The organism is Paenibacillus sp. LT-B23 (assembly GCF_059417685.1).
In genome coordinates, this window is sequence record NZ_JBSQBM010000010.1 from 158,656 (window position 1) to 182,585 (window position 23,930).

Sequence of the window (23,930 nt, forward strand, 5' to 3'; positions counted from 1 at the left end):
TTGGGCCTTTTCATTTCGTTAAGTATGTACAAAAAAAGGCATCCCTAAACAGCATACTGCTCGGGATACCTTTTCAACCACTTTCGCGGTTTCCACGCCTTCATTTCAATAATTAAGCGTTGATTTTGCCTTTAGCAACAGTTGCCAAAGAGTTGAACGCATTGATATCGTTGACTGCAAGATCAGCCAAGATTTTGCGGTTAATGTCCACACCAGCCAATTTCAGGCCGTGCATCAGTTTGCTGTAAGACAAACCGTTCAAACGAGCTGCTGCATTGATACGCACGATCCACAGTCTGCGGAAGTTACGTTTCGTCTGACGACGGTCACGGTATGCGTAAACAAGCGATTTCATTACCTGCTCATTAGCTGTTTTAAAAATGCGGTGTTTGGAACCAAAATAACCTTTAGCAAGCTTCAATACTTTTTTATGACGACGACGAACGACGAATCCGCCCTTTACTCTTGCCATATCAAAAGACCTCCCAAATAATGTTTATGCTTAATTCATTGCCGTGCTGTGTGCTATTTCAGGTTAGCAAGACCTTGTTTCAGACGCTTAACGTCCCCAGGTGCCATCTCAGGGTTAGTACCCAGAACGCGTTTTGCACGTTTGGATTTGTGGGAAAGCAAGTGATTTTTGTAAGCTTTGTAACGCATTACTTTACCCGTACCGGTAATCTTGAAGCGGCCTTTAAGGCTGCTATGTGTTTTCATTTTAGGCATTGAACTTCCTCCTTAATTTGTCATTGACTCTTTGGAGCCAATATCATAATCATGCTGCGTCCTTCGAGCTTGGGTTGGCGCTCCACGGTACAAAGATCAGCAACTTCTACTTTCACACGTTCGAGAATTTTTTGACCCACGTTAGCATGGGTAATTTCCCGACCGCGGAAACGAACGGAGCATTTCACCTTGTCCCCTTCATTCAGGAACTTCACCACATTGCGAAACTTGGTCTGGTAGTCATGCTCCTCGATGTTGGAACGGAACCATACCTCTTTGATGTCAACGATCTTCTGGTTTTTACGGGCTTCCTTTTCTTTCTTCTGTTGCTCATAGCGGAATTTTCCGTAATCCATAATCCGACACACGGGCGGCTTCGCTTGAGGCGCCACGTTCACGAGATCCAAGTTTGCGTCAATCGCCATTTGCAGAGCTTCACGAGTCGGTGTAATCCCGATTTGTTCCCCGTTAGCACCAACCAGACGTACTTCTCTCACCCGAATCTCATCATTGATCATATGTTCCTTACTAATAACCCTCCACCTCCAGAACCTGTTATTGTTGTATTGTGTTAAAGCACAAAAAAGGGATGACGACTATACAGCCGACATCCCTGTCTGATACTCAATTCATCATGAAAGTTCAATTCACAAATCATTGGATCAAGACCAGCCGGCAATACCGGACAGGTGAGAAGTCGGACCTTCTACTTGTTAATCCATACTTTTCATTTAACATACTTGAACATCATATCACGCAACTCTCCAGAGTGTCAACACATTTATTCAAAACGGTCGACACTTGGGGTCTGCGATACACTAAATTCCTAATCTGTATTAGCCCTGCTTGCTTTGAACTTCTTCCAGCCGAACGACACGCGTATGCTGGGTGTGGCTCCATTGCTTGTTGTTTTGCGTAAAGAACGCATAGAACGTAATCGGATACCACGAAATCAGATAGACAGGGAACAGCAGCAAATAAAGATATACTTTTTTGAACGTGACCTTTTCCAGGATCATTGCGATCAAAAAGGTGGTAATATTCAGACCAACAGCTATAACACCGGTCCAAGCCGGGAATTGTACATAGATATTTTCGATATTAGGTCCACCAAATAACGCAATGTCTACCCACATCGCTACTGTCATCAAGAAGGTAAGCAGTACGATATACACGTTTAGACCATAAAGAGCCATATCGAATTTGATCAGGCTTCTATGCTTGATGCTCTGCCACAGCAACGGGAAGAAATAACGGCGAGCGACTGTAAAGTGACCCTGCATCCACCGCAGACGTTGTCTGGAGGAAGCTTTAAAAGTCAATGGCTTCTCGTCATATACCTTGGCATCATAATTAAATCTTGGATATACGTTGCGTTGTGTACAGCGCATGGTGAACTCCAAATCCTCTACCAGACTCGTCGCACCCCAACCCATTTCCTTGAGCAGATTCGTTTCAAAGCACATGCCTGTACCACCAAGGAAGTTAGCCATGTTCAGGTTGTGACGTGACAACTGCCACAAACGGTTGATGTACCAGTAAGATACCCCGTATGCAGCAGTAATCCATGAATCCTCAGGATTCTTCGTATCAATGTACCCCTGAATAACACGGGCACCTGTGCACAAATCGTTGTTCATTTCACTCAAGAAATTCGTATGTGCCAAATTGTCAGCATCGAACATGACAATCGCATCATATTGACGTGGCATAGCCCACAACTCCTTGAGCATCCACTCAATGGCATAGCCTTTACCACGCAGATTCGGATTCGTACGTTCACAAGCATTCATGCCGTGAGCGCGAACGATGTCCGCCGTCTTGTCCGTGCAGTTATCACAAATAACGAATACATCGTACAGTTCCTTTGGATAATCAAGTTGCTTCAAGTTCTCCATCAATGCTCCAACAACCTGTTCCTCGTTGTGGGCAGCGACCAAAATGGCAAATGATTTTTCCGGAGCTGCATGCTCTTTTCTTTTTTTGCGAACCAGACCGAACAAGGAGAATGCGAACTGATAGACCGCGATCAGCGCCAGTATAACCTGGAGCGTCACGAAAATGGCGTCTAACATAATCTCTTGTTACCCCCTTTTTTTATACCCCTTTAAAAATCTTGCGTTTGTTTGTTTTCTATCTGTGTAGCGCAAGTTGCGGCGCTTTGCGCGCCTTTTTTTTAGTTTTTGACCCGACCCTTGCTTTTTTCATTAGCTGTGCGCAGCCCCCTTTTGGCTGACACAGGAATGCCATTACGATTTTCGTTGGTTTTCAATCTTTTGTCAAAGCCTTTAAACTGGTCTCAGCAGCAAAAAAACACGACTAACTCCCGTTTAAACCATGAATGCGAGGCTGAGCCTTTCATTCATGACGGTAGGTCTTATTTTCATCCATTTGCTAACTTTTTATTTCTTTAGTCCCTCCTTTTTGTGGGCCATTTAACAGCCACTTCTAAATACTTTATCGTATTAGACGGATGAACGCAAAGAAAGTTATACAATTTAACTTATATTCCATTAACATTTTTGTGTAGAATTGAACCAGACAAGTGGTGATTCTTGAAATGAGCAGCGTTTAAAAATATGATGAGAGCAAGAGAATAATTACTTATCGCCTGATTCTGTCCAAGTGATTCAAAATATTTGCCGACCAACCCGGCACGGCAACCGGAGGAAACCAAATGCAACGTCTAGTCGTAAAGCTTGTAAATCTGGAGAAGCAGTTGTTCAAATGGATCAACGGGCGCTTACACAATCGTTTTTTGAACTTCTGGCTTTATTATCTTACACATCTGGGTGGGGCAACCTTTACAATCACCTCCACACTGCTTGTATGGCTGCTCGCTCCGCTTCCATGGAAGGAATCCGGTATGAAGGGGGCTATCGCGCTCGGAGTCAGCCACATCCCTGTAGCCATCGCCAAGAAGCTGTACCCGCGGATTCGTCCGTACCTGGCACTGCCAGATACGAATACTTTCCGTAATCCCCTGTCGGATCATTCTTTTCCTTCAGGGCATACAACCGCAATTTTTTCAGTGACCGTCCCTTTTATGTTACAGTCGCCCATACTTACACTTCTTTTGCTGCCTGTCGCACTGATTGTGGGATTTTCAAGAATTTACTTGGGGCTCCACTATCCTACGGACGTACTCGCAGGAGCGGTCATCGGCACATCTGCGGCAATAGGGACGGTTGCATTCTGGCCTTAAAGCCGATATGGTATGATTGAGAACATCCCAGCAGGAACAGGTGAAATGAGAGTGGCTAAAAAACGAGTGTTATTATTATCGGAAGGTTTCGGTGCCGGACATACTCAAGCTGCGTACGCGCTCTCAAGCAGTTTGCGCAAGCTTTCTCCGAATGTGCAGACCAGAGTGCTGGAATTGGGGAGCTTTTTGAATCCGAGAATGGCTCCACTCATTATTACAGCGTACAAGAAGACTATCATATCGCAGCCTCGCCTGATCGGAATGGTTTACCGTCATCAGTATAAAAAATCATTAAACCGTCTTACAACGCTCGCTTTGCATCGTCTGTTCTACACGCAGACCCGTAACATTCTCCGGCAGCTTCGTCCTGATTTGGTGGTATGCACTCATCCCATCCCAAGTGCGGTGATTTCACGTTTGAAGCGCTTGGGCGTACATGTCCCGCTTTGTACCGTCATTACAGATTACGATGCGCATGGAACATGGATCAGTCCCGAGGTTGACCGCTACTTTGTATCTACGCCTGAGGTCATGCGCAAATTGCGCGTACGTGGAGTGCCTATGTCGAAAATTCAAGTCACGGGTATTCCGGTTCATCCAAATTTCTGGGAGCATCCGGGGCACGACGAAATACGGGACCAATTCGGTCTTAAGCCGATACCCACCGTGCTCGTTATGGGCGGCGGCTGGGGTCTGATGAACGATGAAGTCATTCATCGCTCGCTTACCCATTGGAGAGAAAACATTCAATTTATTTTTTGTCTGGGTCATAATGATAAAATTCGTCGTAAAATGCAGATGGACCCCCGCTTCGATCATCCGAATATTCATATTTTCGGGTTTACGCGGGAAATCGACAAATTAATGGAGGTATCGAATCTGCTTATTACCAAGCCCGGCGGAATGACATGCACCGAGGGGCTGGCAAAAGGGATTCCGATGTTGTTTCACAAACCTCTCCCCGGACAGGAAGAAGAAAATTGCCAATACTTTACGGCTCAAGGCTTCGGAGAACCGATTACTTCGCTGGATGTTGTCGTTAAATGGATGAACCGGCTGCTACACGAATTTCCGGAAATCGTTCGCAAGCGACAGGATCACGTTCATAATGTAGCGCGATATTATCCTCTTCAGAGTGCACAAAGTATTTTGGATATACTGGAACCAAACAGGGTGCTTTCCTAAAAAGGAAGCACCCTGTTTTATAATTATTATTTTCCATACTTCTCAAGGCGGATTTTCTCATACTGTTCCAATGCATCTTGGCCGATCAGCACCTCGACACGATGGATGTTCATACCTTTGCCCATAAATTTATTTTCATATTCGGTCATGACATGCTCTTCATTGATACCATCACGATGAAGGTTCAACGATATATTCGTCATTTGCAGACCACTATCAGTAAACGAATTCAGTGAGAACTCAAACAGCGTCTCCGAATCGGTTTTGAAATGAATTTGCCCCTTGCTGTTCAAAAGCTGACGGTACTTGTCCAAAAAGCGCGGATGCGTCAAACGACGACGCGCGTGTTTGGCTTTAGGCCACGGATCGCTAAAATTCAAATAAATGCGTTCAATTTCCCCAGGTTCAAAAACATTTTCAATCTGTTCAATGTTCGCCAGCGCCAATTTGATATTAGGCGGCGTATCCACCTCTGTATCACTCCAGGCCAGACGTGACTTTTCTGCTGCACGACGCACCAGCTCGTCGTACATATCAAAGCCAATATAGTTGATTTCCGGATTCCGATAGCTCATTTGGCTGATAAACCGACCTTTGCCCATGCCGAACTCCACATGAATCGGACGATCATTGCCAAAAAGCTGCTGCCACTTTCCTTTATACTGTCCCGGCTCCAAGATGACCAGGTCCTGCTGTTCTTCCAGACTTTCCCGTATTCCTTTTCTTCCGCGTAAACGCATGTTACTCCTCCATATGCTCTGTTATCAAGGAAAAAGGAATTTCACCCCCGCTTGAAGATACGGAAATGAAATTCCTTTTTCAATATATTTGGATTGGGGTCCAACTAATTTAATTGTTCATAGTCTACCCCATCAGCAGGTGAAAAATCAATCGTCTTTTGGCAAGCGGCTCTGATTTTTTGACGTGCGGCCGTTCCAATCTGGCGGTCCTGCCCAAAACGGACACCAGTTAGCGCCAATGCCTCATCAAAGGTTAACTCAACAGTAACTTTATCCATACGCGTTTTATCCTGCGTACTCATAAAAGATCACCTCACGGGTTATTAGTGATGGAACCGACGTGCATTTACCCTAAAGCAGGCGATAGAAGCAGCACAGCTGCCCTGAAAAATAATCATTAGCCGATGGTTAACTTTTATTTTCAGGATCGAAAACAGTCCTTTTGTAATATGTCTGGTACCGCTTACAATATAACACATGGTGTAACCTTTTTCAATCCTGAATCCAATAAAATCCGCACTTTCTCCTGCCTTTCGCTATCAAGTGATTCCCAATTCCGACTGATTTTTGTTACAATAGGGTGATCGCAAAAAAAGGAGTACACCCATGAAAACAGATCTGTTGCCTGCTCCTCTCCTATGGGGAGATAAACGGTTCCATACGTGGAATCACGAAATGCGCGAGCAATTTCAAAATAAAGTGTTTAAAGTCATGCTGGATGCGGGTTTTACCTGTCCGAACCGGGATGGTTCAATTGCCAAAGGAGGCTGCACCTTTTGCAGCGCACGGGGATCTGGTGATTTTGCAGGACGCCGCCGGGACGATCTGGTCACCCAATTCAATACGATTCGGGACCGACAGCATCTAAAATGGCCAAATGCCAAATATATCGGCTATTTTCAAGCCTATACGAATACGTATGCCCCGGTTGAGGAGCTGCGCGAATACTTCGAGGTGATTCTGGAGCAGCCCGGCGTTGTCGGCCTTTCCATTGCTACACGTCCCGATTGCCTGCCTGACGATGTAGTGGATTACCTTGCCGAGCTGAACGAGCGCACATACCTGTGGATCGAAATGGGCCTGCAAACTGTCCATGAATCCACCTCGGAGCTGATTAACCGCGCGCATGACACTCAATGCTACCTGGATGCGGTGGAAAAGCTGCGCAAGCGCAATATCCGCGTGTGCGCGCACATTATTTACGGACTGCCGCAGGAAACGCATGAAATGATGCTGGACACAGGTCGCGCAGTGGCGGCTATGGATGTGCAGGGCATCAAAATCCACCTGCTGCATCTCATGCGCAAAACGCCGATGGTCAAGCAGTATGAAGCCGGGTTGCTACGCTTTCTGGAAAAGGATGAATACGTCAAGCTGATCGTCGATACGCTGGAATTTTTGCCGCCCGAAATGATCGTTCATCGGTTGACCGGGGATGCACCACGCGATTTGCTGATGGGGCCGATGTGGTCGCTCAAAAAATGGGAAGTACTTAATGCCATTGACGATGAGCTAAAATCGCGTGAAACGTGGCAAGGTAAGTATTGGAGGCAGTCTTAAATGGGCTTCCTGTCCGTTCTGAGTTACGCACATCAATTGGTAGCTGCGCGAGTCCAGCCGGGCGATACCGCTATAGATGCCACAGTTGGCACTGGAGCGGATACGCTTTTCCTGGCTAAGGCTGCCGGAAGACGGGGACGAATCTACGGCTTCGATATCCAGCAGGAGGCGTTGCAACTCGCTCGTCGTCGGCTTGACGAAGACGAATCAACCTCACTGGCGGAGGTGTCGCTGCTGCACCAAGGCCATGAGAAGATGCGGAAGGCCATTCCCGACAAGCTGCATGGCAAAGTCGCTGCGGTCATGTTTAACCTCGGCTACTTGCCCTCCGAGGGCGCTGACCCGTCTGTTATCACGCATACGGACAGCACGCTCACCGCTCTTGATGCGGCAATGTATCTGCTACGCCCTCGCGGTATTCTGACCGCCGTACTGTATCCGGGGCACGCCGGGGGTGGCGAGGAAGCGGAAGCTGTCCTTCAATGGGCTTCCGCCCTCCCGGTATCCAGCGGTCAAAGCATTATTTATCGCCAACTACAGCGAGCCGCTTCGCCCTACATAGTAGCGGTTGAAAAAAAATAATATCTGCTTTTTTATTGCACATTCAGGTTATGAGCGGCTTTTTTTAGTCGCCTTACATATATCTTTTTTGATCGTCGTACGGGCTATTCATCCCAGTTTTATTGCCCCAACGGCACGTTTCTGTTTTCCCTATTCTGTTAGGTCGCACTCATTACTCATTATGGAGGAGAGAAATTATGCTAAAGCCATACCCGCTGCAATTTCAACCTGAGTTCAAAGAGAGAGTTTGGGGAGGACGAGCCTTGGAACAATTCGGTTTGACCCCGCCGGAAGGACATATTGGCGAAGGATGGATGATTGCCGATCATCCAAATGGAACCACAACGGTCATCAATGGCGAGCTGGCTGGCAAAGGACTGGATGAAATTCGCGAAACCTACGGGCAGGACTGGCTCGGGGCCAAGGGCGTATCGGAAAAAGGCGGACGTTTTCCGCTTCTGATCAAGCTGCTGGATTGCAATGACGATCTGTCCGTGCAAGTGCATCCGACAGATGATTATGCAGGACTTCCAGCCGGAGAGCTGGGAAAAACCGAAATGTGGTACGTGCTTGATGCCAAGCCGGATGCTAAAATTATTTACGGTCTGACCGAGGGCGTGACCCGGGACAGCCTGCGTACCGCTCTTGAAAGCGGAGACATCCTGGGCAGCTTGCGACAGGTTCATGTCGAGGCTGGCGACACATTCTTCATCCCTGCTGGAACCGTACATGCGCTGTGTGCAGGCGTTGTTGTTGCTGAAATTCAGCAAAATTCAGATACCACCTATCGGTTATATGACTACAACCGTCCTGGTCTGGATGGCAAGCCCCGTGAGCTGCATATCGAGGACTCCCTCAATGTGACCTCTTACGAGGGGGCTGGTGCAACAACGATGAAGACAGGTGATTTGCAGCCGGGTGAATGGCTTCAACTCGCAGCCTGTGAGTATTTTGTCGTGGAAAAGGGTATCGTAGAGGGAAGCTGGACGCTTTCCACAACCGATGACAGCTTTACCATTCTCGTGATTTGCGAAGGTAGCGGTTCATTAACGTGGGACAATCATTCGGCCTCTCTCTCCTGCAAAGCCGGAGATTGCTTTCTGTTACCCGCCAATCTGGGCGGGTACACGCTGAATGACGGAATGACTGTCCTTAGATCTTATCTTCCTTAAAGCTTAAAGGGTGTGTTGTCTAATCATGCGGGAATATACCTTCACCATCGCTGAAAATGACGGAACGGAGCTTTTTGCCTACCGCTGGCTACCGGATGAGCATACGCCCGTGCGGGGAATCGTTCAGATTTCGCACGGGATGTGCGAGACGTCCCACCGCTATATTCGCTTGGCTGAGAAACTTACAGCTTCCGGCTACGGTGTATATGCCAACGATCATATCGGCCACGGACGTACCGCTGGTGATCCAGATAAGCTTGGCATGCCGGGAGCGGATGCATTCAAACGAATGGCAAGCGGTATGCTGGAGCTGGGCGAAATTGCGGCCAAGGAGTTTCCGGATCGGCCTCGTTTTTTGCTCGGTCATAGTATGGGGTCCTTTTTAACCCAAAAAATCATGTATGATGACAGGCAACAGTATCACGGGTTTATTTTATCGGGAACGAACGGGCGGCGCGGTCTGCTGAAACTCGGAGAGCAAGTTGCCCTGCTGCAAGCCAAACTGCAAGGAATGGATCACCGCAGCATACTGCTCAACGCTATGGTCTTCGGCGGATTTAATCGGGCCTTTCGTCCGGTGCGGACGGCGTTCGACTGGCTATCCCGCGATCCCGAGGAAGTAGATCAATTCGTGCATGATCCGTTATGCGGAGCCATCTGCACGACAGGCTTTTTTCTGGATTTTTTCCGGCTTTTGCAGGAAATCCATTGGCCCTCCTCACTCGAAAAAATCAATTCCAAACTGCCAGTCTATATTTTTGCCGGGGACCGTGATCCGGTGGGGTTGTTCGGTAAAGGTGTTCTGTCGCTGGTGGATATGTACCGAAGTTTGAAGCTTCAGGATGTAGAATATCGTCTCTATCCTGACGGCCGACATGAGATGCTGCATGAAACGAACCGCAACGAGGTCATGAACGATATCGTGGATTGGCTGGATCGTCATGTCAACACAGCAGCGACCTCCGTTTCTGTTTTGTCTGGAGGCTCTGAGACATCCGGTTGATCCGCTTTGTCCAGGTCATCCTCGCTGGAATAAAAAAGGAACCTTCAAACCACGATTACAGTGGACTTGAAGGTTTCTTTTTTGTGTTTAATTTTTACTTTGAGGTTATGTTCAAAATTACCATGCATTCCGTTCTCTTAGGGAAGTAATATGAGCTATATGATGTTTGCCATGCCAGGCATAGATGCCGATGTTTCGTTCTAGGCGAATCGTCTGACCTGATTCCGGATGGATAAACGTTCGGTGTAATTGATCATCCCCCAGCGAACGCAACACAACCACCCACCGTTCATGCAGCCCTTCCAGCAATTGCAGAGAAGGCTCGAGCGGAAGCTCCCTTGCATCCGGTATTTCGGCCCAACGTCCCTCATCATATGGCTTAATCGTGGGTGTATCCTCTGTTAGCGCCAGCTTGAAGCGAACATAACTGTTCATATGGCTGTCTGCCAGATGATGAACAACCTGCCGAACCGTCCAGCCGCCTTCGCGATAAGACGTGTTCAACTGTTGTTCATCCAGCCCTTCCACCGCCTGACGAAGCTGAGAAGGCAGTTCAGCAATATCTTGAGTCCATGCCACAAGCTGTTCTTCTGTAATCGTATCTGGAACGACAAATGGCCCAATCGGGAAGCGCAAATCATGATCCAAAACAGTCCCCCACCCTTCTTTCGCATCTGAGTATCCTGTTACCTGTAATCTTATGTTTTAACTATGCAGGAAAAAAAGCAGACCCGCAAGAGCCTGCTTTTTCATAGACGTAAAAATTAAATACAACTGTTGGTGTATTTTATCCTTCCAGCAACAGCGATTCCGGATCTTCCAGCAATTCTTTGACCGTTACCAGGAAGCGAACCGCTTCGCTCCCATCAATAATCCGGTGATCATAGGACAACGCGATATACATCATCGGACGATTTTCCATACGTTCCTCGTCAATGGCAATCGGGCGAAGCTGGATTTTATGCATTCCCAAAATACCCACTTGCGGTGTGTTCAGGATTGGCGTAGACAGCAGGGAACCGAAAATACCTCCGTTGGTAATGGTAAAGGTTCCACCTTGCAGATCCGCCAGAGAAAGCGAATTGGAACGTGCTTTGCCAGCCAGCTCTGCAATGCTCTTCTCAATTTCGGCAAAGCCGAGACGATCAGCATCCCGTACAACGGGTACAACCAGCCCTTCCTTCGCAGATACGGCAATCCCGATATCATAGTATTTTTTCAGTACGATATCATCGCCGTTAATTTCCGCATTCACAGTAGGGAACCGCTTGAGCGCGCCGACCACTGCCTTTGTAAAGAAGGACATAAAGCCCAGCCCTACATCGTGCTTCTCCTTGAACTTATCTTTGCGGCGTTTGCGAACATCAAGGATGGCGGTCATATCCACTTCATTAAAGGTCGTGAGCATAGCGGCCGTTTGCTGTGCCTCAACGAGACGCTTGGCAATGGTTGCTCTACGGCGGGACATGCGCTGACGTTCCACCGGCTTGCTGTACTCTGTCTGAGACGAGGACGCCGCCGCAGGCTTATTCGCAGCAGGAGTCGCAGGTGCAGGTGATGCAGCTCGCGAGACATCAGCGCTATTTGCATGCGTTTTAACGTCCTCCTGGAACACGCGCCCAAGCGGGTCCTTCCCCTGTACCTGCTCCAGATCAATTCCACGCTCACGTGCCAGCTTCCGGGCAGAGGGAGATGCCGTCTGACCGTTCCCGTCACCGTTGGATGCAATAGGCTGTGCGGCCTGCTCCGCTGCTGGTGTGCGGCCTGCTGTGGAAGCGGGCGAAGTGGCTACAGACGGTGCTTCCGGCACTTTGGTCGCTGCTGCTTCTCCGGCACCGGATGGTTCTGCGTTACCGCTCCCACTGCCACTTCCAATCAAGCCAACTGCTTCACCGATAACTACCGTTTCCCCTTCCTGTCGAAGGATTTTCTGGACTACACCCGCTTCTTCTGCACTAATTTCCAGGTTGACCTTATCGGTTTCCAGTTCCAGTAGAACATCTCCCTGTCCTACGGAATCCCCTTCCTTCACAAGCCATTTGGAGATTGTTCCTTCCGTGATGGATTCTCCCATTGCTGGCACTAAAATATCGCTCACAGCCGCTACCTCCCCAGTGTAATATTGTTTTTGGAATCCTGCTTCAACGCTGATTGAATAATTCGCTGCTGCTCTAGGCTGTGTACTTGCTGATAACCACTCGCCGGGCTGGAACGATCCGGTCTGCCTGCGTAGCGAATTTCCGCTCCTTGTGGCACTACATTTCGCAGACGAGGCTCGATGTAACTCCAGGCACCCATGTTTTTCGGTTCTTCCTGTGCCCATACGAATTCCTTAACATGTTGAAAGCGGCTGAAAATATTCCGAATTTCCTCTTCCGGGAAAGGATACAACTGCTCGACGCGAATGATGTGCAGACGGTCCTCCGCTTCAGCCTTGTCCTTCTCCAACGCCTCTTCCAGATCAATTGCAATCTTGCCACTGCACAGTACAATCCGCTCGACACGATCCGGGCGCGCACCCAATCCGGACTGCTCCAGCACGGGACGGAATGTTCCTTCGCTGAACTCGGAAGCAGGCGAAGCGACACGGTTGTTACGAATAAGGCTTTTCGGCGACATCATCACAAGCGGACGAGCTTCCTCACTTTCGCTTAATGCAGCCTGACGGCGCAGCAGATGGAAATACTGCGAGGCACTGCTCAAGTTAGCGACAGTCCAGTTATTTTGTGCAGACAGTTGGAGGAAACGCTCCAGACGTGCGCTTGTATGCTCCGGTCCTTGTCCTTCACTACCATGAGGCAACAGCATCACCAGACTGGATTTCTGTCTCCATTTGGCGCGACCAGCGGAAATGAACTGGTCGAAAATAACCTGCGCACAGTTGGCAAAATCACCGAATTGCGCTTCCCAAATCACTAACGTTTCAGGAGAGTACACGTTATAGCCATATTCAAAGCCAAGAACAGACGCCTCGGACAACGGACTGTTATGAATACTGAACGAAGCACGTGCTTCCGGCAAAGTATGCAGAGGGCAATGCGTATTGCCGGTTTCAGGCTCATGCAGCACAAGGTTACGGTGAGCAAAGGTTGCCCGCTCTGCATCCTGACCTGTCATACGAATCGGTTTTCCATCGGCCAGAATTGTAGCCAAAGCCAGCGTTTCCGCTAAGCTCCAATCTACCTTTTCGCCATCGTTCAGAGCCGTTTTTCTGCGCTGTAGAATACGATCCAGCTTCGGATATACCTGAAAGTCTTTCGGCCATTTCAGCAGGTTTTCATTGATCTGGCGCAGCTTTTTCAGCTCTATTGCTGTATGAACCACAGAATCCTGACCCCGTTTTGCCTTGGCAGGAGCAATTTTCGGCTCCTCTTCCGGGTTATTCTTCACATGCTCGTGTGCTTCCTTCAGTCGATTTTGCACCTTATCGATAAGCCCAGCATTGTACGCTTCATCCACAATTCCTTGCTTAATCAGGATTTGAGCGTACAATTTGCTAACCGTTGGATGGTTTTTCACCTTGCTGTATACCAGCGGCTGCGTTGTTTCCGGATCATCCGATTCATTATGACCGTAACGGCGGTAGCCGATCAGATCAATCAGGAAATCCTTCTTGAAACGGTTGCGATATTCACCAGCCATTCGAGCTGCTGCAATACACGCCTCAGGATTGTCCGCGTTCACGTGTACGATCGGAATTTCATAGCCTTTGGCCAGATCGCTTGCATAGCGGGTCGAACGTGAGTCCACGCTTTCCGTTGTAAAGCCCAAACGATTGTTAACAATAATATGAACCGAGCCGCCATTACGGAAGCCGCGCAAATTCGTGAAATTAAGTGATTCCGCTACAATGCCTTCACCTGGAAAAGCCGCATCGCCATGCATGATAATGGTTGCCGCCTTGCTGACATCCAGCTTCGGATAGCCTGCTTCCCTGCGATCCTCCTGCGCTGCGCGGGAAAAGCCCTGCACGACCGGATTCACGTATTCCAGATGACTCGGGTTATTCGCCAATGTCAGACGGGCCTGTACCGCTTCCCCATCCTTTACAAAACGATCGGCACCCAGATGGTATTTTACATCTCCGGTCCAGCCGTAATTAATTCCCGTTGAGCCTTCCGACGGAATCAGATCCTTATTCGGAGAATGATGAAATTCAGAGAAAATCTTGCTGTAAGGCTTGCCCAGCACGTGGGCCAGTACATTCAGACGACCACGATGCGCCATCCCCATCAAGACGTGGCTTGCACCTGCATTCGTCGTAAGACGGATAATCTCGTCGAGTACCGGTACAAGGACATCATTACCCTCGATGGAAAAACGTTTCTGTCCGACAAACGTTTTATGCAAAAACTCTTCGAATTGCTCCACCTCTACCAGTCTGCCTAGCAATGCCTTGCGTTCCTGTGTGGTGAGTGGTTTGGAGGACCAGCCGGATTCAGCATAGCTGTTCAGCCAGCGGCGTTCCTCCTCATTATGAATGTGACTAAATTCATAGGCAATCGGGCCTGTGTATGCCGCACGCAGACGTTGGATGGCTTCCCAGCCGTTAAGTGTTCCGGCAGGAGCGTTATCCCATATTAAAGAGGCCGGAAAAGCCTTTAGGTCCTGTTCAGTTAAACCGTAGGATGCCGGATCAAGCAAGCGAGTATCCTGCTCCGCATCCAGTCCCAGCGGGTCTATTTGTGCAGCCAAATGTCCGTACTCACGGATGTTCCACACCATTTTCCCGGCTGTAACCGCTTTCTGTAATGTGTTCGAGTCAAGATGTCCCTGAGCGCTTGCCGGGGGGCCTTGCAATTTGTAGTCTATCATGGAAGCAGCCGAGTATTCGGATTGCGGCGGCTCACCCCATTGATCAAACAGCTCGCGGTAAGCCGGATCAACTGTTCCGGGGTCCGCTACATACTTTTCATACTGGTCCTGCACATAACCTAGATTAGGTCCATAATAACTCTGCCAAGGTACCTGTCTGCTGCTCTCTTCCATTGTCATCTCGTTCCCTCCGTCAAATTTTGAAATTCATAGCTGGACGGAAATCATTTTCATTTCAGTTTTTGCGAAATTCTCATTTTAAGTTGTTCACAATATGCTCACATTATATGAAATCCTTCATCAAAAGTCGAATTTCACAGTTCCTATCCTTCTTCCATTGTATAAACTTTTCCGTCTATGAGCATTTCCTTTTTCTCAACATACCAATGCGTAAATTAGATGAATCGGGTTATTTCGTATAAAAAAAAGCACCACAGGCGGAGTTGTCCCCCAGCCCAGGCGCTTTATCATACAAAAATCGTAGTATCAGGAACCAAATTGGGCAGTATGCAGACGGCTGTACACGCCACCCGCCGCAACCAGTTCCTCATGTCTCCCCTGCTCGGTAATGCCTTTTTCTGTCACCACGATAATACGGTCGGCATTTTTGATCGTCGCCAGTCGGTGGGCAATGACCAGTGTCGTCCTTCCGGCAGACAATTCTGCCAGCGATTGCTGAATCGCAGCCTCTGTCTCCGTATCCAGCGCTGAGGTCGCTTCATCCAAAATGAGAATCGGCGGATTTTTCAAGAACATCCGTGCAATCGCCAACCGCTGCTTTTGACCTCCAGACAGCTTCACCCCCCGTTCACCGATCACCGTATCCATTCCTTCCGGCTGCGAACGGATAAAATCATGCAACTGCGCACGCCGCGCAGCCTCCCATATTTCATCTTCCCCGGCATCCAGCTTGCCATACCCGATATTTTCACGAATAGTGCCAGAGAACAGGAACACGTCCTGCTGCACAATCCCAATCTGTCGGCGTAGTGAAATCAGCGACATGCTGCGAATATCCATACCATCTATGGTAATGCTACCACCCTCCACATCGTAAAAACGGGGGAGCAAGCTGCAAATCGTCGTTTTACCCGCCCCTGATGGTCCTACAAAAGCAACCGTTTCACCAGCCTGAATGCTGAGATCAATTCCTTTGAGTACCTTGTCCTTGCCTTCATATCCAAAAGAAACATCGCTATAGCGAATATCTCCTCTCAAATGCTCCACAGCACGTGCATCAGGTTCATCTGCCACATCCGGCGCGGTATCCAGCAGAGTTGTATAGCGTTTAAACCCTGCAATGCCTTTCGGATAACTCTCAATAATGGCATTGATTTTATCAATCGGACGGAAAAATACATTAGACAGCAAAATGAACCCGATAAACTGTCCATACGACAGCTCTCCACGAATGACATAATATGCACCAAAAATCAGCACAAACAGCGTAACCATACGGGTCAGCATGTAGCTCATCGACAGTCCGTTGGACATGATTTTATAAGCCATCAGCTTCGCGCCCCGAAATCGGTTGTTGTCCTTGTCAAAGCGAACCTTCTCAAACTGCTCATTACCAAAAGCTTGCACGACACGAATACCGCCAATCGTATTTTCCACACGGGCATTAAAATCTCCCATGCTCGTATACATTGTATCGAAGGCCTTGGTCATCTTTTTGTTAAAATAAATGGACAACCAGATCAGCACCGGAATTACCGCAAAAATCAGCAGCGCCAGCTTCCAGTGAATTGAGCTCATCAGCACAAATGCTCCAATCAGGGTCATAATCGCAATAAACAAATCCTCCGGCCCGTGATGCGCCATTTCGCCAATTTCCATCAAATCATTCGTAATCCGTGACATCAGACTGCCTGTCTTGTTGTTATCAAAAAAACGGAAGGACATTTTTTGCATATGATCAAACAGCTTCCGCCGCATCGCTGTCTCAATATTGACCCCCAGCATATGCCCCCAATAGTTAATAATGTACTGCATCACCGTGTTTACTGCATAGATCGCCAGCAAACCCGCGCAGGCCCACAGAATCAGCTTCAAGTTATTTTGCGGCAATAAGTCGTCTACTACATAATTCACAGCGAGCGGAAACCCCAGCTCCAGCAGCGCAGCAAAAACCGCGCACGAAAAATCTAAAAGAAATAAAGACCGATAAGGTCGATAGTATTCCAAAAAACGGCGTAGCATGCTTCTCCCCATTTCTGTATGTACTCGTTAGCGAACAGGCTTCCAACCGAATAAAATTCCAATAGACAAAAAAATATCCGGCAGGCGCACAATTTGCGTCAGCAGGACATTTTGATTAGAATCGGAGTAGCGGGATTCGAACCCACGACCTCGCCCACCCCAAGGGCGCGCGCTACCTGACTGCGCCATACCCCGATATAAAAGCGCGGTGTATCAACGTTTTCTTTGCGTTCGTCCAGCGGTCAACTACCGTATATTTCCTATTATAGCGGATAGGCGCGCACCCTTGCAATAATTATCCGCGCACCCCTGCGCACTAATTTCTCACAGCTACACGGGCTCCTTACGTTGAGACCAGCGCGCACACCTGCGTAAATTTACGCCTATAAACGAAGAAAAAGCGCCCGCCCACGGATCACTACCGTAGACGAGCGCTTTATTATTTCCGGAAGTTTATTTTGATACGCCGATTTCTTATGCACCTGATTCCGGGCCGCGCGCAGGGGCGCTTGGGGGTACAACCCTCGCAATCTCCACGCAAAAAGACGCTTATTCAATCGCTTTTGATAGCGTAAATAAGCGTTAATTTCGATCGGACAAGCGCTACCATATGTGCCACCCGTCCACCTTTTATGCAGCGTATATTCACGTACATGTGCACAAAATCCATATTATGCGAATATGTCTGCGCCCGGAAGCCGCGCTGTTATGCGGTTCCTAACGTGTTGTATAAACGTACTGTATGCACTGTATATACATTACCAGCGTATAAACCGTATAAATCCCGTAACTACGCGGCTTCCCGCCCTGCACGGCCACCAATCGGCTGGTAACGTATGCAGTGAAATGCGCTGGTCTTCGCGTCCGTTATGCATGGCGTATGCAGCCGGAAGGTATAGCGTGAATCCGCCATGTATCCGTTCACTCCGAAAAATTCCGGAGGGGTCACGCGTCAGGAGCTCCGTGTAGGAAAATCCGCTATATCGGTATCATTGTAACACGTTATTCCTCGTTGAACCACGCGTCAGCCCTACGCATAACGGACATTCACACGTACTTACGGAAGAACCATTCGATATCCCCCGCAGCCCTTACGCGTACCCTTTCGCGGTTCTCACGCATAAACTCATCGGCTCGACGTCGCCCCTCACGCTTTAGCTCCCGTTGGAAGTCTGGACGCTTACGATAACGATACAATGTCATACGCGTAATCCCGAGTCGACGCGCAATCTCTTCGTGACTCGGACGTTTGATATCGGATAGTAGCGCAATCGCCGCGTAATGAATATCGCTGAGAGGCAGGCGGCGGCTCGGCCGTTTATTCATCGGTGGTTCTCCGCTCCTTCAGCGCTTCAATACGTGCCTTTAACGCTGCTATATCCGTGCCGCCTCCGCTGGTTGCGGTTGTGCTTACCTCGACCTTATCGGAAAGCATCCCGTGAACCTGTAGCGCGAGCTTCGCCATAGCTGCGTTCTTTTCAGTGATCGCGATTTTCGGTATCAGCGCAATAAGCTCCGGCAAGTCGTCGACATTATTACGTACGATTTGGCGTTTTAGCTCCGCTTCAAATACGCTGTCCTGACGCCATTGATATAGAGCTGACGGAGTAACGCCACACTCATCCGCAATCTCTGCGAGTGTAGGACGCTCACTAGGTGGAAGCGACAGGTATCGTATCGCAGTATAATGTTTCGTTTCGAGATTCATATAACGTTCCCCTTTCGTAATAAAAGAGCGAGCCGCAGCCCGCCCGTTATTAAATCCGTCCTACCACGATGTAGCGTTGTCCCGCGCCAAACGACGCAACGGCTACGCGGTCGCCCGCCTTCAACTCGTCGTGAAACGTAATCTCGAACGTGCCGGACGAAAAGCCCCCGAAGTTGAATACGTCGCTGAACGCTTTGGACGTAACAGACGCAGACGATTCCGTTTCCTTTGTTACGCGAGTATATCGGTTGAGTTCGACCGTAGTCGGCTCCACCGCTTTAACGGACACCTTCCGGGTGTGTTCACGTAAATGCTCCGGTATGATTACGTCGTCTGCGTCGAGCTCAATCTTCATATTATCGACCTGTACGCGGAGAGCTGGCGGAGGGGAAATGATGGACGCGTACTCGATATCGACTTCAACGTTGTGGCCGAGTTGCTTAATGACGTCGCGGAATTGCGATACGCCATTACCTTCGATTAATTTAATCATTGATCTGTTCTCCTTTCGTTACACTGCTAATCTACGAGCCAGCACACCGGCAAGCTTTTCAATATCCGATTCCTCGCGGATCGTTGCGTTGATCGTGATGTTTACGTCACCGCGACCGCCGCTTCTCCGATACTCCTCCGCTTGCGCACGAGGTAAAACGGCCTCTCCCTTGTGGAGTTCAGCGCGGTACTGGTCAAAAGGTACGTTATTTAGACCGCCCGAGTGTTTACCGTCCTCTTTCCATGCGTTAAAGCGATCTATCCCGACAGGAGCGTTACTTCCCGTAGGATTCGTCCCTTGGTAACTAACCTTTCCGCCAGACTTGGCTTTATCAGCATAGGCCGCCGATCTTTCTTGAGCCGCGCTTGCCGCCTGTGCAAATTCTGACGCGCCTATACCTAAAACAGCCCCGCCCGCGCCTCCAATTACAGCTCCCCAAGGCCCGAACCTAGACCCGAGGTTCACACCGGCCCCACCGAGAAGAAGCGAACTGACTGCCGGATTAGAGCCGATTTCCTTGAGAACTCCGGTTACCACAGCCGCACCGATATCGACTCCGACCTTTGTCGCAGCTTGGAGTAAAGGACCGGATGCTTTGAGCGCTTTACCGATCGTGTCACCGATATTACGGCCAGTCTCCTCAAACGCCGCGCTACCTCCGCTACTCCACCACTTGTCGAACGTAGCAAGAACGTCGTCAAAGATAAACGCGATCTTACTTTGGATGTCTGGAAGTCGGTTGAATGCGGGATTGTCAATAAAATGCGTCTTCAAATACGCTTTCGACGTATCGACTGCACGTTGCATGGCCGCCGTGATTCGCGGCGTATATTTAACGACGAAGTCCGCAGCAGCTTGCGCGAGCTTCTTCAGGATCGGCATTGTCGGAAGCAACGCGGAAATTCTTAAAGTTTCCAGTGCTCCTTCAAATTGTTCTACCGCACCCGCCGCGTTATCCATCTTCTTGGTCGCAACTTGAAGTGCAGTAACGTTCGCCATCTCCTGCTGAAACTTCTTAACGCCCGCCGCGCCCTCTTTAAAGAGGATGTTACCCGCACGTATCGCATCGGACCCGAACATTTGGTACAGGTAGTATTGACGCTGCTCATTCGTAAGTTTTCCGAATCGATTCTTCAGCAAGTCCGCTACCTGCGCCAAGTCCTTAATCTCGCCTTTATTATCGTAAAAGGATGAATGGATCAAGTTACTCGCAGTTAAAAACTTCTGCGTTTCCTTTGCGGCCTTCGACGTACCCGCCTTGAGTCCCGTTTGCGCTGCGACGTACTTCTCGATGTCCTTCGTAACCGCTTGGACGGAAGTACCGGTCGACTTGATGCCCTTTTTCGACATGAACGCGAGAGCGTCCGTCGTATTAACGGTCAAGAGGTTGAAGTCTTCGAACATGCTATACGCCTTGTCCGTCATCGGCACCAGGTTAGCGACCATTGTCTTTAGTGACGTACCTGCGTCCGCACCTTTTAGCATGTTATTCGCGAACAAACCTAACGCAGTATTCGTGTCTTTAAACGACATTCCAGCGCCGTCGGCTACGGAACCAACCGCAGCCAGCGAGTAGCGTAAATCATGCACGTCCGCAGCGGAGGCGTTCGCCGTACCCGCCAAGATATCCGCAGCCTGCGCCGCGCTGAGACCGTCCTTTTTGAATCCGTTAAGTGAGTTCGACATGACTTCCGCAGCTTCAGCGAGACCGAGGCCACCCGCCGTCGCGAGATTCAAAGCCGCGTTAAGACCGCCCGCTTGGACCTGCGCGGTGGACATGCCCGCTTTTAGTAGTTCCTCGATACCCTGCGCGGCTTCAAGTGCGGAGTATTTCGTTAATGCGCCTTGCTGAAGCGCGAGCTGTTGCATGGCCTTCGTTTGCGCGTCGGTCGCTCCGGTTAGCGCCTGTACTGTCTTCATTTGCGATTCGAAGTTCATCGCCTTCTTTACGCTATCTGCCGCGAACGCAATCCCCGTAGTGGCAACGCCGAGGCCGGTTGCTGCTACGCCGAATTTCGTCATATTACCGAACGCTTTACGTAACGGGCGGCTCAAGTCATCTACTAGGCGTAAGTGTCCTATAAGATCGAATGAAATTTAAATCGCCGTCCTTTCGATCGCACGCACCAGGAGTCCCAACGCCTTGTAAACGGCCATTGCCGGTCCTACTATGTTCTTTCCAGTCCGGACGGCTTCGTCTACGTCGTCGATCGCGGGAAGTAGCTTCTTCATACGGAAGCCCATCGCCTGGACACGTGCCATATCTGACGCTTCAAACCTTGCGGCCACCTCATTCCATAGCGCGGCCTGACCCGGAAAGTTGTCGGCGAAATCGTACGAACCGGGGCGCTTGTGCGTTAAGACCGATTCAATTAGCCGGATAACGGGTGTTACGCGCTCCATATCTGCGAGGACGCTATCCGGTAGTTTAGACTTGCTCATTCATATTCCCCCTTAATTTCCACGAAAAAAAGACGCCCGTTAGGACGTCAATTCACGTTTGATTTTGCGATATAGGACGAGGTTGTCTAGCGAGCTGTTCTGACGTGCGAGGTGCTCTGCGTCCTCCAGGTCTTTTGACGTAATCGTATCGCCGTTTGCCGACCTATAAGTACCAACTGCCAATAGCTTTCGGCTTCGCTGGCTCTACTGGTGCAAATAAATAACCACTCCTAGTCCTAAGTGTTTCAATCGCGTCATCAACTCCCCACACCTTGCCGTTATCGTCAATGGATACGCCGGACAAGTCCGCCAGTGTGTACGCGGCGTCGAGTGCATCCGGAAGCACGCCAGCATTTCTTGACACGACCAGAAACTCCGCCCGGACAAGGCGTTTATTTGCGGTCTCTAAAACACCATCGCTCATTACTCCGCCGCCTTTCCTGCCCCAACGCTTAACGTCTGATTCTCGTCGTCTTTATAAGTCCAAGCCAAGTCTTCCTCAATTTGGCGGATACGGTCCCCCTCTTCGTCCACAAACGGCTTTGGCGTGTATTCTGGATGTTTAACAAAAAACGAATCCGTATCGTTGATATAGCGCGCATAATCCGCCCCAAATGTTTCTTCTGCCGCGCTGTTTACGATAACGCTACGGTGAATGCGTGAATCCTCAACGAGCATTTGCGCAATCTCAAGGACTTCGCTGGCCCCGCGAAAATCCTCGCTTTGAAACGGCCTCATCAAACCGTCGTACATCTCGCCGAGTTCTCTACGGACGGAAGTCGTTACCGCCGCAGCGCCAGTGCCTTTTTGGGAGTTACCGTCCCCTGGAGTAGCAAGGACTTTCGTTGTGAGCTCCGCAAAGTCGTCCCGGACAAGCTTCGCAAGGTACGGGTCATCCAACTTTTCGATGAAGCCGCGCAGCTTATCAAACGCCGACTTCTGCGACGTGGCGAACATTAATTCCGTTTTCAGTGACCGGAAAGCGTCCTCAAATCGGCCGAGTTTCGTCGCATCCGGCTTTCTCGGCGGCGTGTAAATCACCTTTTCGGCTTCCTGGATTGTCTTTTTGATGTCCGCGACGTACTTTTGTCTCATCGTGTGTGTTTTTTGCAAGAATTCAATCGCATGCTTTTGTTTAGCTTCGGCTTTGACCTCCTGCTTGCCCTCTTCGGTGAGGCGGCGGTCCGATTCTATCTGTGAAATTTCAGCGGAGAGTTTCCTTTTATATTCCAGCATCATACCAGTTGAGGATTGTTCAATTTCGCGCGCTCTCTGTAAACTTGCCTTTGCTTTTGCGTAACTCATTTTCATTTCCCCTTTTAGTTTAGTTTGCTTGTACGTCCGCCGCCGCAGGCTTGCCGCCTCTACCTTCCGTCAGCACGTAACTCACGCGCAAGCCGACCGGCACTTCCGCCGTATCAAACGATTCGCAGTCCGATAGGTGAAAGAATACGCGATCCTCACCGGATGAAATGAATCCGTAGCCTCGATCGCTAAAGTACGAGACTACGCCGGATTTACGCTTTACTCTCGCCGGTTCAGCCGACTTCCTCCGACTGACTCCGAGTGACGGGCCGATGTTGGCGATCTCTTCACCCGTACCGATGCCGCCTGTCCACGTCTTTGAATTGGCAAATTTACTCACGCTGATTCCTCCGTTACGTTAATTATTTGTAGTGCTCGATCGGCCGCGCCTGGCACGTTTGAATGAAGCCGGATACTATCGCCGACAAACAAACCCCGCGCAGCCACTTCGTCGAAGGCGGAAACTATCGCGCCAGCTCCGGCCTCAACTGCATCGTCGTTATCCTCTGGAATCGGCTTACTACCTTGTAGAATCGGCCACCCGACAGATGAGTCAACGTATACAAAGTCACGGCCGAAGTTCCGCTCATGTTCGATCGTTGGTAATCCCTTGCTCATTTCCGTCTCTCCTTCCGCTTTCTTTTTCTCCGTTCCTCTTCCGCGATCATAGGCGCAGCGAATCGAATCCACGCGCGCGATACTGACGAGCCGAACGTCACGGAAACGTCAGAGTACGTTACGACCGTATGGTACTGGTTAACCCCGTTGCTCAACATACTTGCGTCATCCTTCCTTGATTTAAAGCGTTAAAGT

The 23,930-nt window shown here is 49.5% G+C and carries 26 protein-coding genes and 1 tRNA gene; 6 read left to right on the plus strand and 21 right to left on the minus strand.

Features of this window, described 5'->3' with window-relative positions:
* Nucleotides 1-112 precede the first annotated feature (112 nt).
* The 4 genes from rplT to ACWXW9_RS14460 form a co-directional block, all read right to left on the minus strand.
* Complete coding sequence (gene rplT, locus ACWXW9_RS14445) at nt 113-472, minus strand: 50S ribosomal protein L20 (RefSeq protein WP_007429517.1); 360 nt, start codon at nt 470-472, stop codon at nt 113-115.
* A 53-nt stretch (nt 473-525) separates the two neighbouring features.
* The gene (gene rpmI, locus ACWXW9_RS14450; protein WP_013309379.1) at nt 526-726 is read right to left on the minus strand and encodes a 50S ribosomal protein L35; all 201 of its coding nucleotides are present in this window, start codon (nt 724-726) and stop codon (nt 526-528) included.
* Between the two features lie 20 nt (nt 727-746).
* On the minus strand, nt 747-1,244 hold the full coding sequence (gene infC, locus ACWXW9_RS14455; protein WP_014280557.1) for a translation initiation factor IF-3: 498 nt from the start codon (nt 1,242-1,244) through the stop codon (nt 747-749).
* A 318-nt stretch (nt 1,245-1,562) separates the two neighbouring features.
* Nucleotides 1,563-2,801, minus strand: a complete 1,239-nt coding sequence (locus tag ACWXW9_RS14460; RefSeq protein ID WP_494929952.1) for a glycosyltransferase family 2 protein — start codon at nt 2,799-2,801, stop codon at nt 1,563-1,565.
* 602 nt (nt 2,802-3,403) lie between these two features.
* On the opposite strand from ACWXW9_RS14460, the gene ACWXW9_RS14465 reads away from it, so the two are divergent.
* Both ACWXW9_RS14465 and ACWXW9_RS14470 read left to right on the plus strand, forming a co-directional pair.
* Nucleotides 3,404-3,931 carry a phosphatase PAP2 family protein gene (locus ACWXW9_RS14465; RefSeq protein ID WP_044646674.1) on the plus strand — a complete coding sequence of 176 codons (528 nt, stop codon included), beginning with the start codon at nt 3,404-3,406 and terminating at the stop codon, nt 3,929-3,931.
* Between the two features lie 51 nt (nt 3,932-3,982).
* Nucleotides 3,983-5,116: an MGDG synthase family glycosyltransferase gene (locus ACWXW9_RS14470; RefSeq protein ID WP_494930021.1), complete on the plus strand. Its 1,134-nt coding sequence runs from the start codon at nt 3,983-3,985 to the stop codon at nt 5,114-5,116.
* 26 nt (nt 5,117-5,142) lie between these two features.
* Here the strand turns inward: ACWXW9_RS14470 and trmB are convergent, their stop codons facing one another.
* The gene (gene trmB, locus ACWXW9_RS14475) at nt 5,143-5,856 is read right to left on the minus strand and encodes a tRNA (guanosine(46)-N7)-methyltransferase TrmB (RefSeq protein ID WP_494929953.1); all 714 of its coding nucleotides are present in this window, start codon (nt 5,854-5,856) and stop codon (nt 5,143-5,145) included.
* Nucleotides 5,857-5,960: 104 nt separating this feature from the next.
* Nucleotides 5,961-6,158 (minus strand): hypothetical protein, encoded by a 198-nt coding sequence (locus ACWXW9_RS14480; RefSeq protein ID WP_014280552.1) that lies wholly within the window; start codon nt 6,156-6,158, stop codon nt 5,961-5,963.
* A 304-nt stretch (nt 6,159-6,462) separates the two neighbouring features.
* On the opposite strand from ACWXW9_RS14480, the gene mnmL reads away from it, so the two are divergent.
* The 4 genes from mnmL to ACWXW9_RS14500 all read left to right on the plus strand — a co-directional run bounded on the left by mnmL (nt 6,463) and on the right by ACWXW9_RS14500 (nt 10,152).
* A complete protein-coding gene (mnmL, locus tag ACWXW9_RS14485; RefSeq protein ID WP_494929954.1) occupies nt 6,463-7,416 on the plus strand; it encodes a tRNA modification radical SAM protein MnmL/YtqA in 954 nt (317 codons plus the stop codon).
* Entirely contained in the window at nt 7,417-7,998 is a 582-nt protein-coding gene (gene mnmM / locus ACWXW9_RS14490; protein WP_494929955.1) for a tRNA 5-(aminomethyl)-2-thiouridylate-methyltransferase MnmM, read from the plus strand.
* A 176-nt stretch (nt 7,999-8,174) separates the two neighbouring features.
* Entirely contained in the window at nt 8,175-9,149 is a 975-nt protein-coding gene (locus tag ACWXW9_RS14495; protein ID WP_494929956.1) for a type I phosphomannose isomerase catalytic subunit, read from the plus strand.
* A gap of 25 nt (nt 9,150-9,174) precedes the next feature.
* The gene (locus ACWXW9_RS14500) at nt 9,175-10,152 is read left to right on the plus strand and encodes an alpha/beta fold hydrolase (protein ID WP_149095277.1); all 978 of its coding nucleotides are present in this window, start codon (nt 9,175-9,177) and stop codon (nt 10,150-10,152) included.
* Between the two features lie 117 nt (nt 10,153-10,269).
* Here ACWXW9_RS14500 and ACWXW9_RS14505 read toward each other — a convergent pair whose 3' ends face one another.
* From ACWXW9_RS14505 to ACWXW9_RS14575, 15 genes are all read right to left on the minus strand, one after another.
* Nucleotides 10,270-10,800, minus strand: coding sequence for a YfiT family bacillithiol transferase (locus ACWXW9_RS14505; RefSeq protein WP_494929957.1), 531 nt, complete (start codon nt 10,798-10,800; stop codon nt 10,270-10,272).
* Between the two features lie 139 nt (nt 10,801-10,939).
* Entirely contained in the window at nt 10,940-12,250 is a 1,311-nt protein-coding gene (gene odhB, locus ACWXW9_RS14510; RefSeq protein ID WP_494929958.1) for a 2-oxoglutarate dehydrogenase complex dihydrolipoyllysine-residue succinyltransferase, read from the minus strand.
* Nucleotides 12,251-12,255: 5 nt separating this feature from the next.
* Nucleotides 12,256-15,147 (minus strand): 2-oxoglutarate dehydrogenase E1 component, encoded by a 2,892-nt coding sequence (locus tag ACWXW9_RS14515; protein ID WP_494929959.1) that lies wholly within the window; start codon nt 15,145-15,147, stop codon nt 12,256-12,258.
* A gap of 306 nt (nt 15,148-15,453) precedes the next feature.
* Nucleotides 15,454-17,169 carry an ABC transporter ATP-binding protein gene (locus ACWXW9_RS14520; protein ID WP_494930022.1) on the minus strand — a complete coding sequence of 572 codons (1,716 nt, stop codon included), beginning with the start codon at nt 17,167-17,169 and terminating at the stop codon, nt 15,454-15,456.
* 121 nt (nt 17,170-17,290) lie between these two features.
* A tRNA-Pro gene (locus ACWXW9_RS14525) sits at nt 17,291-17,364 on the minus strand.
* A gap of 595 nt (nt 17,365-17,959) precedes the next feature.
* Nucleotides 17,960-18,118: a hypothetical protein gene (locus ACWXW9_RS14530; RefSeq protein WP_494929960.1), complete on the minus strand. Its 159-nt coding sequence runs from the start codon at nt 18,116-18,118 to the stop codon at nt 17,960-17,962.
* Nucleotides 18,119-18,216: 98 nt separating this feature from the next.
* Nucleotides 18,217-18,495 (minus strand): phBC6A51 family helix-turn-helix protein, encoded by a 279-nt coding sequence (locus ACWXW9_RS14535; RefSeq protein ID WP_494929961.1) that lies wholly within the window; start codon nt 18,493-18,495, stop codon nt 18,217-18,219.
* Entirely contained in the window at nt 18,488-18,877 is a 390-nt protein-coding gene (locus ACWXW9_RS14540; RefSeq protein ID WP_494929962.1) for a hypothetical protein, read from the minus strand. Before ACWXW9_RS14540 ends, ACWXW9_RS14535 begins: the two co-directional genes overlap by 8 nt.
* 49 nt (nt 18,878-18,926) lie before the next feature.
* Nucleotides 18,927-19,370 (minus strand): DUF2577 family protein, encoded by a 444-nt coding sequence (locus ACWXW9_RS14545; RefSeq protein WP_494929963.1) that lies wholly within the window; start codon nt 19,368-19,370, stop codon nt 18,927-18,929.
* An 18-nt stretch (nt 19,371-19,388) separates the two neighbouring features.
* On the minus strand, nt 19,389-21,392 hold the full coding sequence (locus ACWXW9_RS14550) for a phage tail tape measure protein (protein ID WP_494929964.1): 2,004 nt from the start codon (nt 21,390-21,392) through the stop codon (nt 19,389-19,391).
* A gap of 75 nt (nt 21,393-21,467) precedes the next feature.
* The gene (locus ACWXW9_RS14555; RefSeq protein WP_494929965.1) at nt 21,468-21,812 is read right to left on the minus strand and encodes a hypothetical protein; all 345 of its coding nucleotides are present in this window, start codon (nt 21,810-21,812) and stop codon (nt 21,468-21,470) included.
* A 163-nt stretch (nt 21,813-21,975) separates the two neighbouring features.
* Complete coding sequence (locus ACWXW9_RS14560; protein WP_232289110.1) at nt 21,976-22,176, minus strand: phage scaffolding protein; 201 nt, start codon at nt 22,174-22,176, stop codon at nt 21,976-21,978.
* Between the two features lie 59 nt (nt 22,177-22,235).
* Nucleotides 22,236-23,117, minus strand: coding sequence for a hypothetical protein (locus tag ACWXW9_RS14565; protein WP_494929966.1), 882 nt, complete (start codon nt 23,115-23,117; stop codon nt 22,236-22,238).
* Between the two features lie 19 nt (nt 23,118-23,136).
* Nucleotides 23,137-23,457, minus strand: a complete 321-nt coding sequence (locus ACWXW9_RS14570) for a cold-shock protein (RefSeq protein ID WP_494929967.1) — start codon at nt 23,455-23,457, stop codon at nt 23,137-23,139.
* Nucleotides 23,454-23,807, minus strand: coding sequence for a hypothetical protein (locus tag ACWXW9_RS14575; RefSeq protein WP_494929968.1), 354 nt, complete (start codon nt 23,805-23,807; stop codon nt 23,454-23,456). The genes ACWXW9_RS14570 and ACWXW9_RS14575 overlap by 4 nt, the downstream gene beginning before the upstream one ends.
* Nucleotides 23,808-23,930: the final 123 nt, after the last annotated feature.

Coding starts and splice junctions, on each gene's coding strand:
- rplT (WP_007429517.1), bottom strand. CDS start 472: ATGGCAAGAGTAAAGGGCGGATTCGTCGTTCGTCGTCGTCATAAAAAA.
- rpmI (WP_013309379.1), bottom strand. CDS start 726: ATGCCTAAAATGAAAACACATAGCAGCCTTAAAGGCCGCTTCAAGATT.
- infC (WP_014280557.1), bottom strand. CDS start 1,244: ATGATCAATGATGAGATTCGGGTGAGAGAAGTACGTCTGGTTGGTGCT.
- ACWXW9_RS14460 (WP_494929952.1), bottom strand. CDS start 2,801: ATGTTAGACGCCATTTTCGTGACGCTCCAGGTTATACTGGCGCTGATC.
- ACWXW9_RS14465 (WP_044646674.1), top strand. CDS start 3,404: ATGCAACGTCTAGTCGTAAAGCTTGTAAATCTGGAGAAGCAGTTGTTC.
- trmB (WP_494929953.1), bottom strand. CDS start 5,856: ATGCGTTTACGCGGAAGAAAAGGAATACGGGAAAGTCTGGAAGAACAG.
- ACWXW9_RS14480 (WP_014280552.1), bottom strand. CDS start 6,158: ATGAGTACGCAGGATAAAACGCGTATGGATAAAGTTACTGTTGAGTTA.
- mnmL (WP_494929954.1), top strand. CDS start 6,463: ATGAAAACAGATCTGTTGCCTGCTCCTCTCCTATGGGGAGATAAACGG.
- mnmM (WP_494929955.1), top strand. CDS start 7,417: ATGGGCTTCCTGTCCGTTCTGAGTTACGCACATCAATTGGTAGCTGCG.
- ACWXW9_RS14495 (WP_494929956.1), top strand. CDS start 8,175: ATGCTAAAGCCATACCCGCTGCAATTTCAACCTGAGTTCAAAGAGAGA.
- ACWXW9_RS14500 (WP_149095277.1), top strand. CDS start 9,175: ATGCGGGAATATACCTTCACCATCGCTGAAAATGACGGAACGGAGCTT.
- ACWXW9_RS14515 (WP_494929959.1), bottom strand. CDS start 15,147: ATGACAATGGAAGAGAGCAGCAGACAGGTACCTTGGCAGAGTTATTAT.
- ACWXW9_RS14520 (WP_494930022.1), bottom strand. CDS start 17,169: ATGCTACGCCGTTTTTTGGAATACTATCGACCTTATCGGTCTTTATTT.
- ACWXW9_RS14535 (WP_494929961.1), bottom strand. CDS start 18,495: ATGAATAAACGGCCGAGCCGCCGCCTGCCTCTCAGCGATATTCATTAC.
- ACWXW9_RS14540 (WP_494929962.1), bottom strand. CDS start 18,877: ATGAATCTCGAAACGAAACATTATACTGCGATACGATACCTGTCGCTT.
- ACWXW9_RS14545 (WP_494929963.1), bottom strand. CDS start 19,370: ATGATTAAATTAATCGAAGGTAATGGCGTATCGCAATTCCGCGACGTC.
- ACWXW9_RS14550 (WP_494929964.1), bottom strand. CDS start 21,392: ATGACGAAATTCGGCGTAGCAGCAACCGGCCTCGGCGTTGCCACTACG.
- ACWXW9_RS14555 (WP_494929965.1), bottom strand. CDS start 21,812: ATGAGCAAGTCTAAACTACCGGATAGCGTCCTCGCAGATATGGAGCGC.
- ACWXW9_RS14565 (WP_494929966.1), bottom strand. CDS start 23,117: ATGAGTTACGCAAAAGCAAAGGCAAGTTTACAGAGAGCGCGCGAAATT.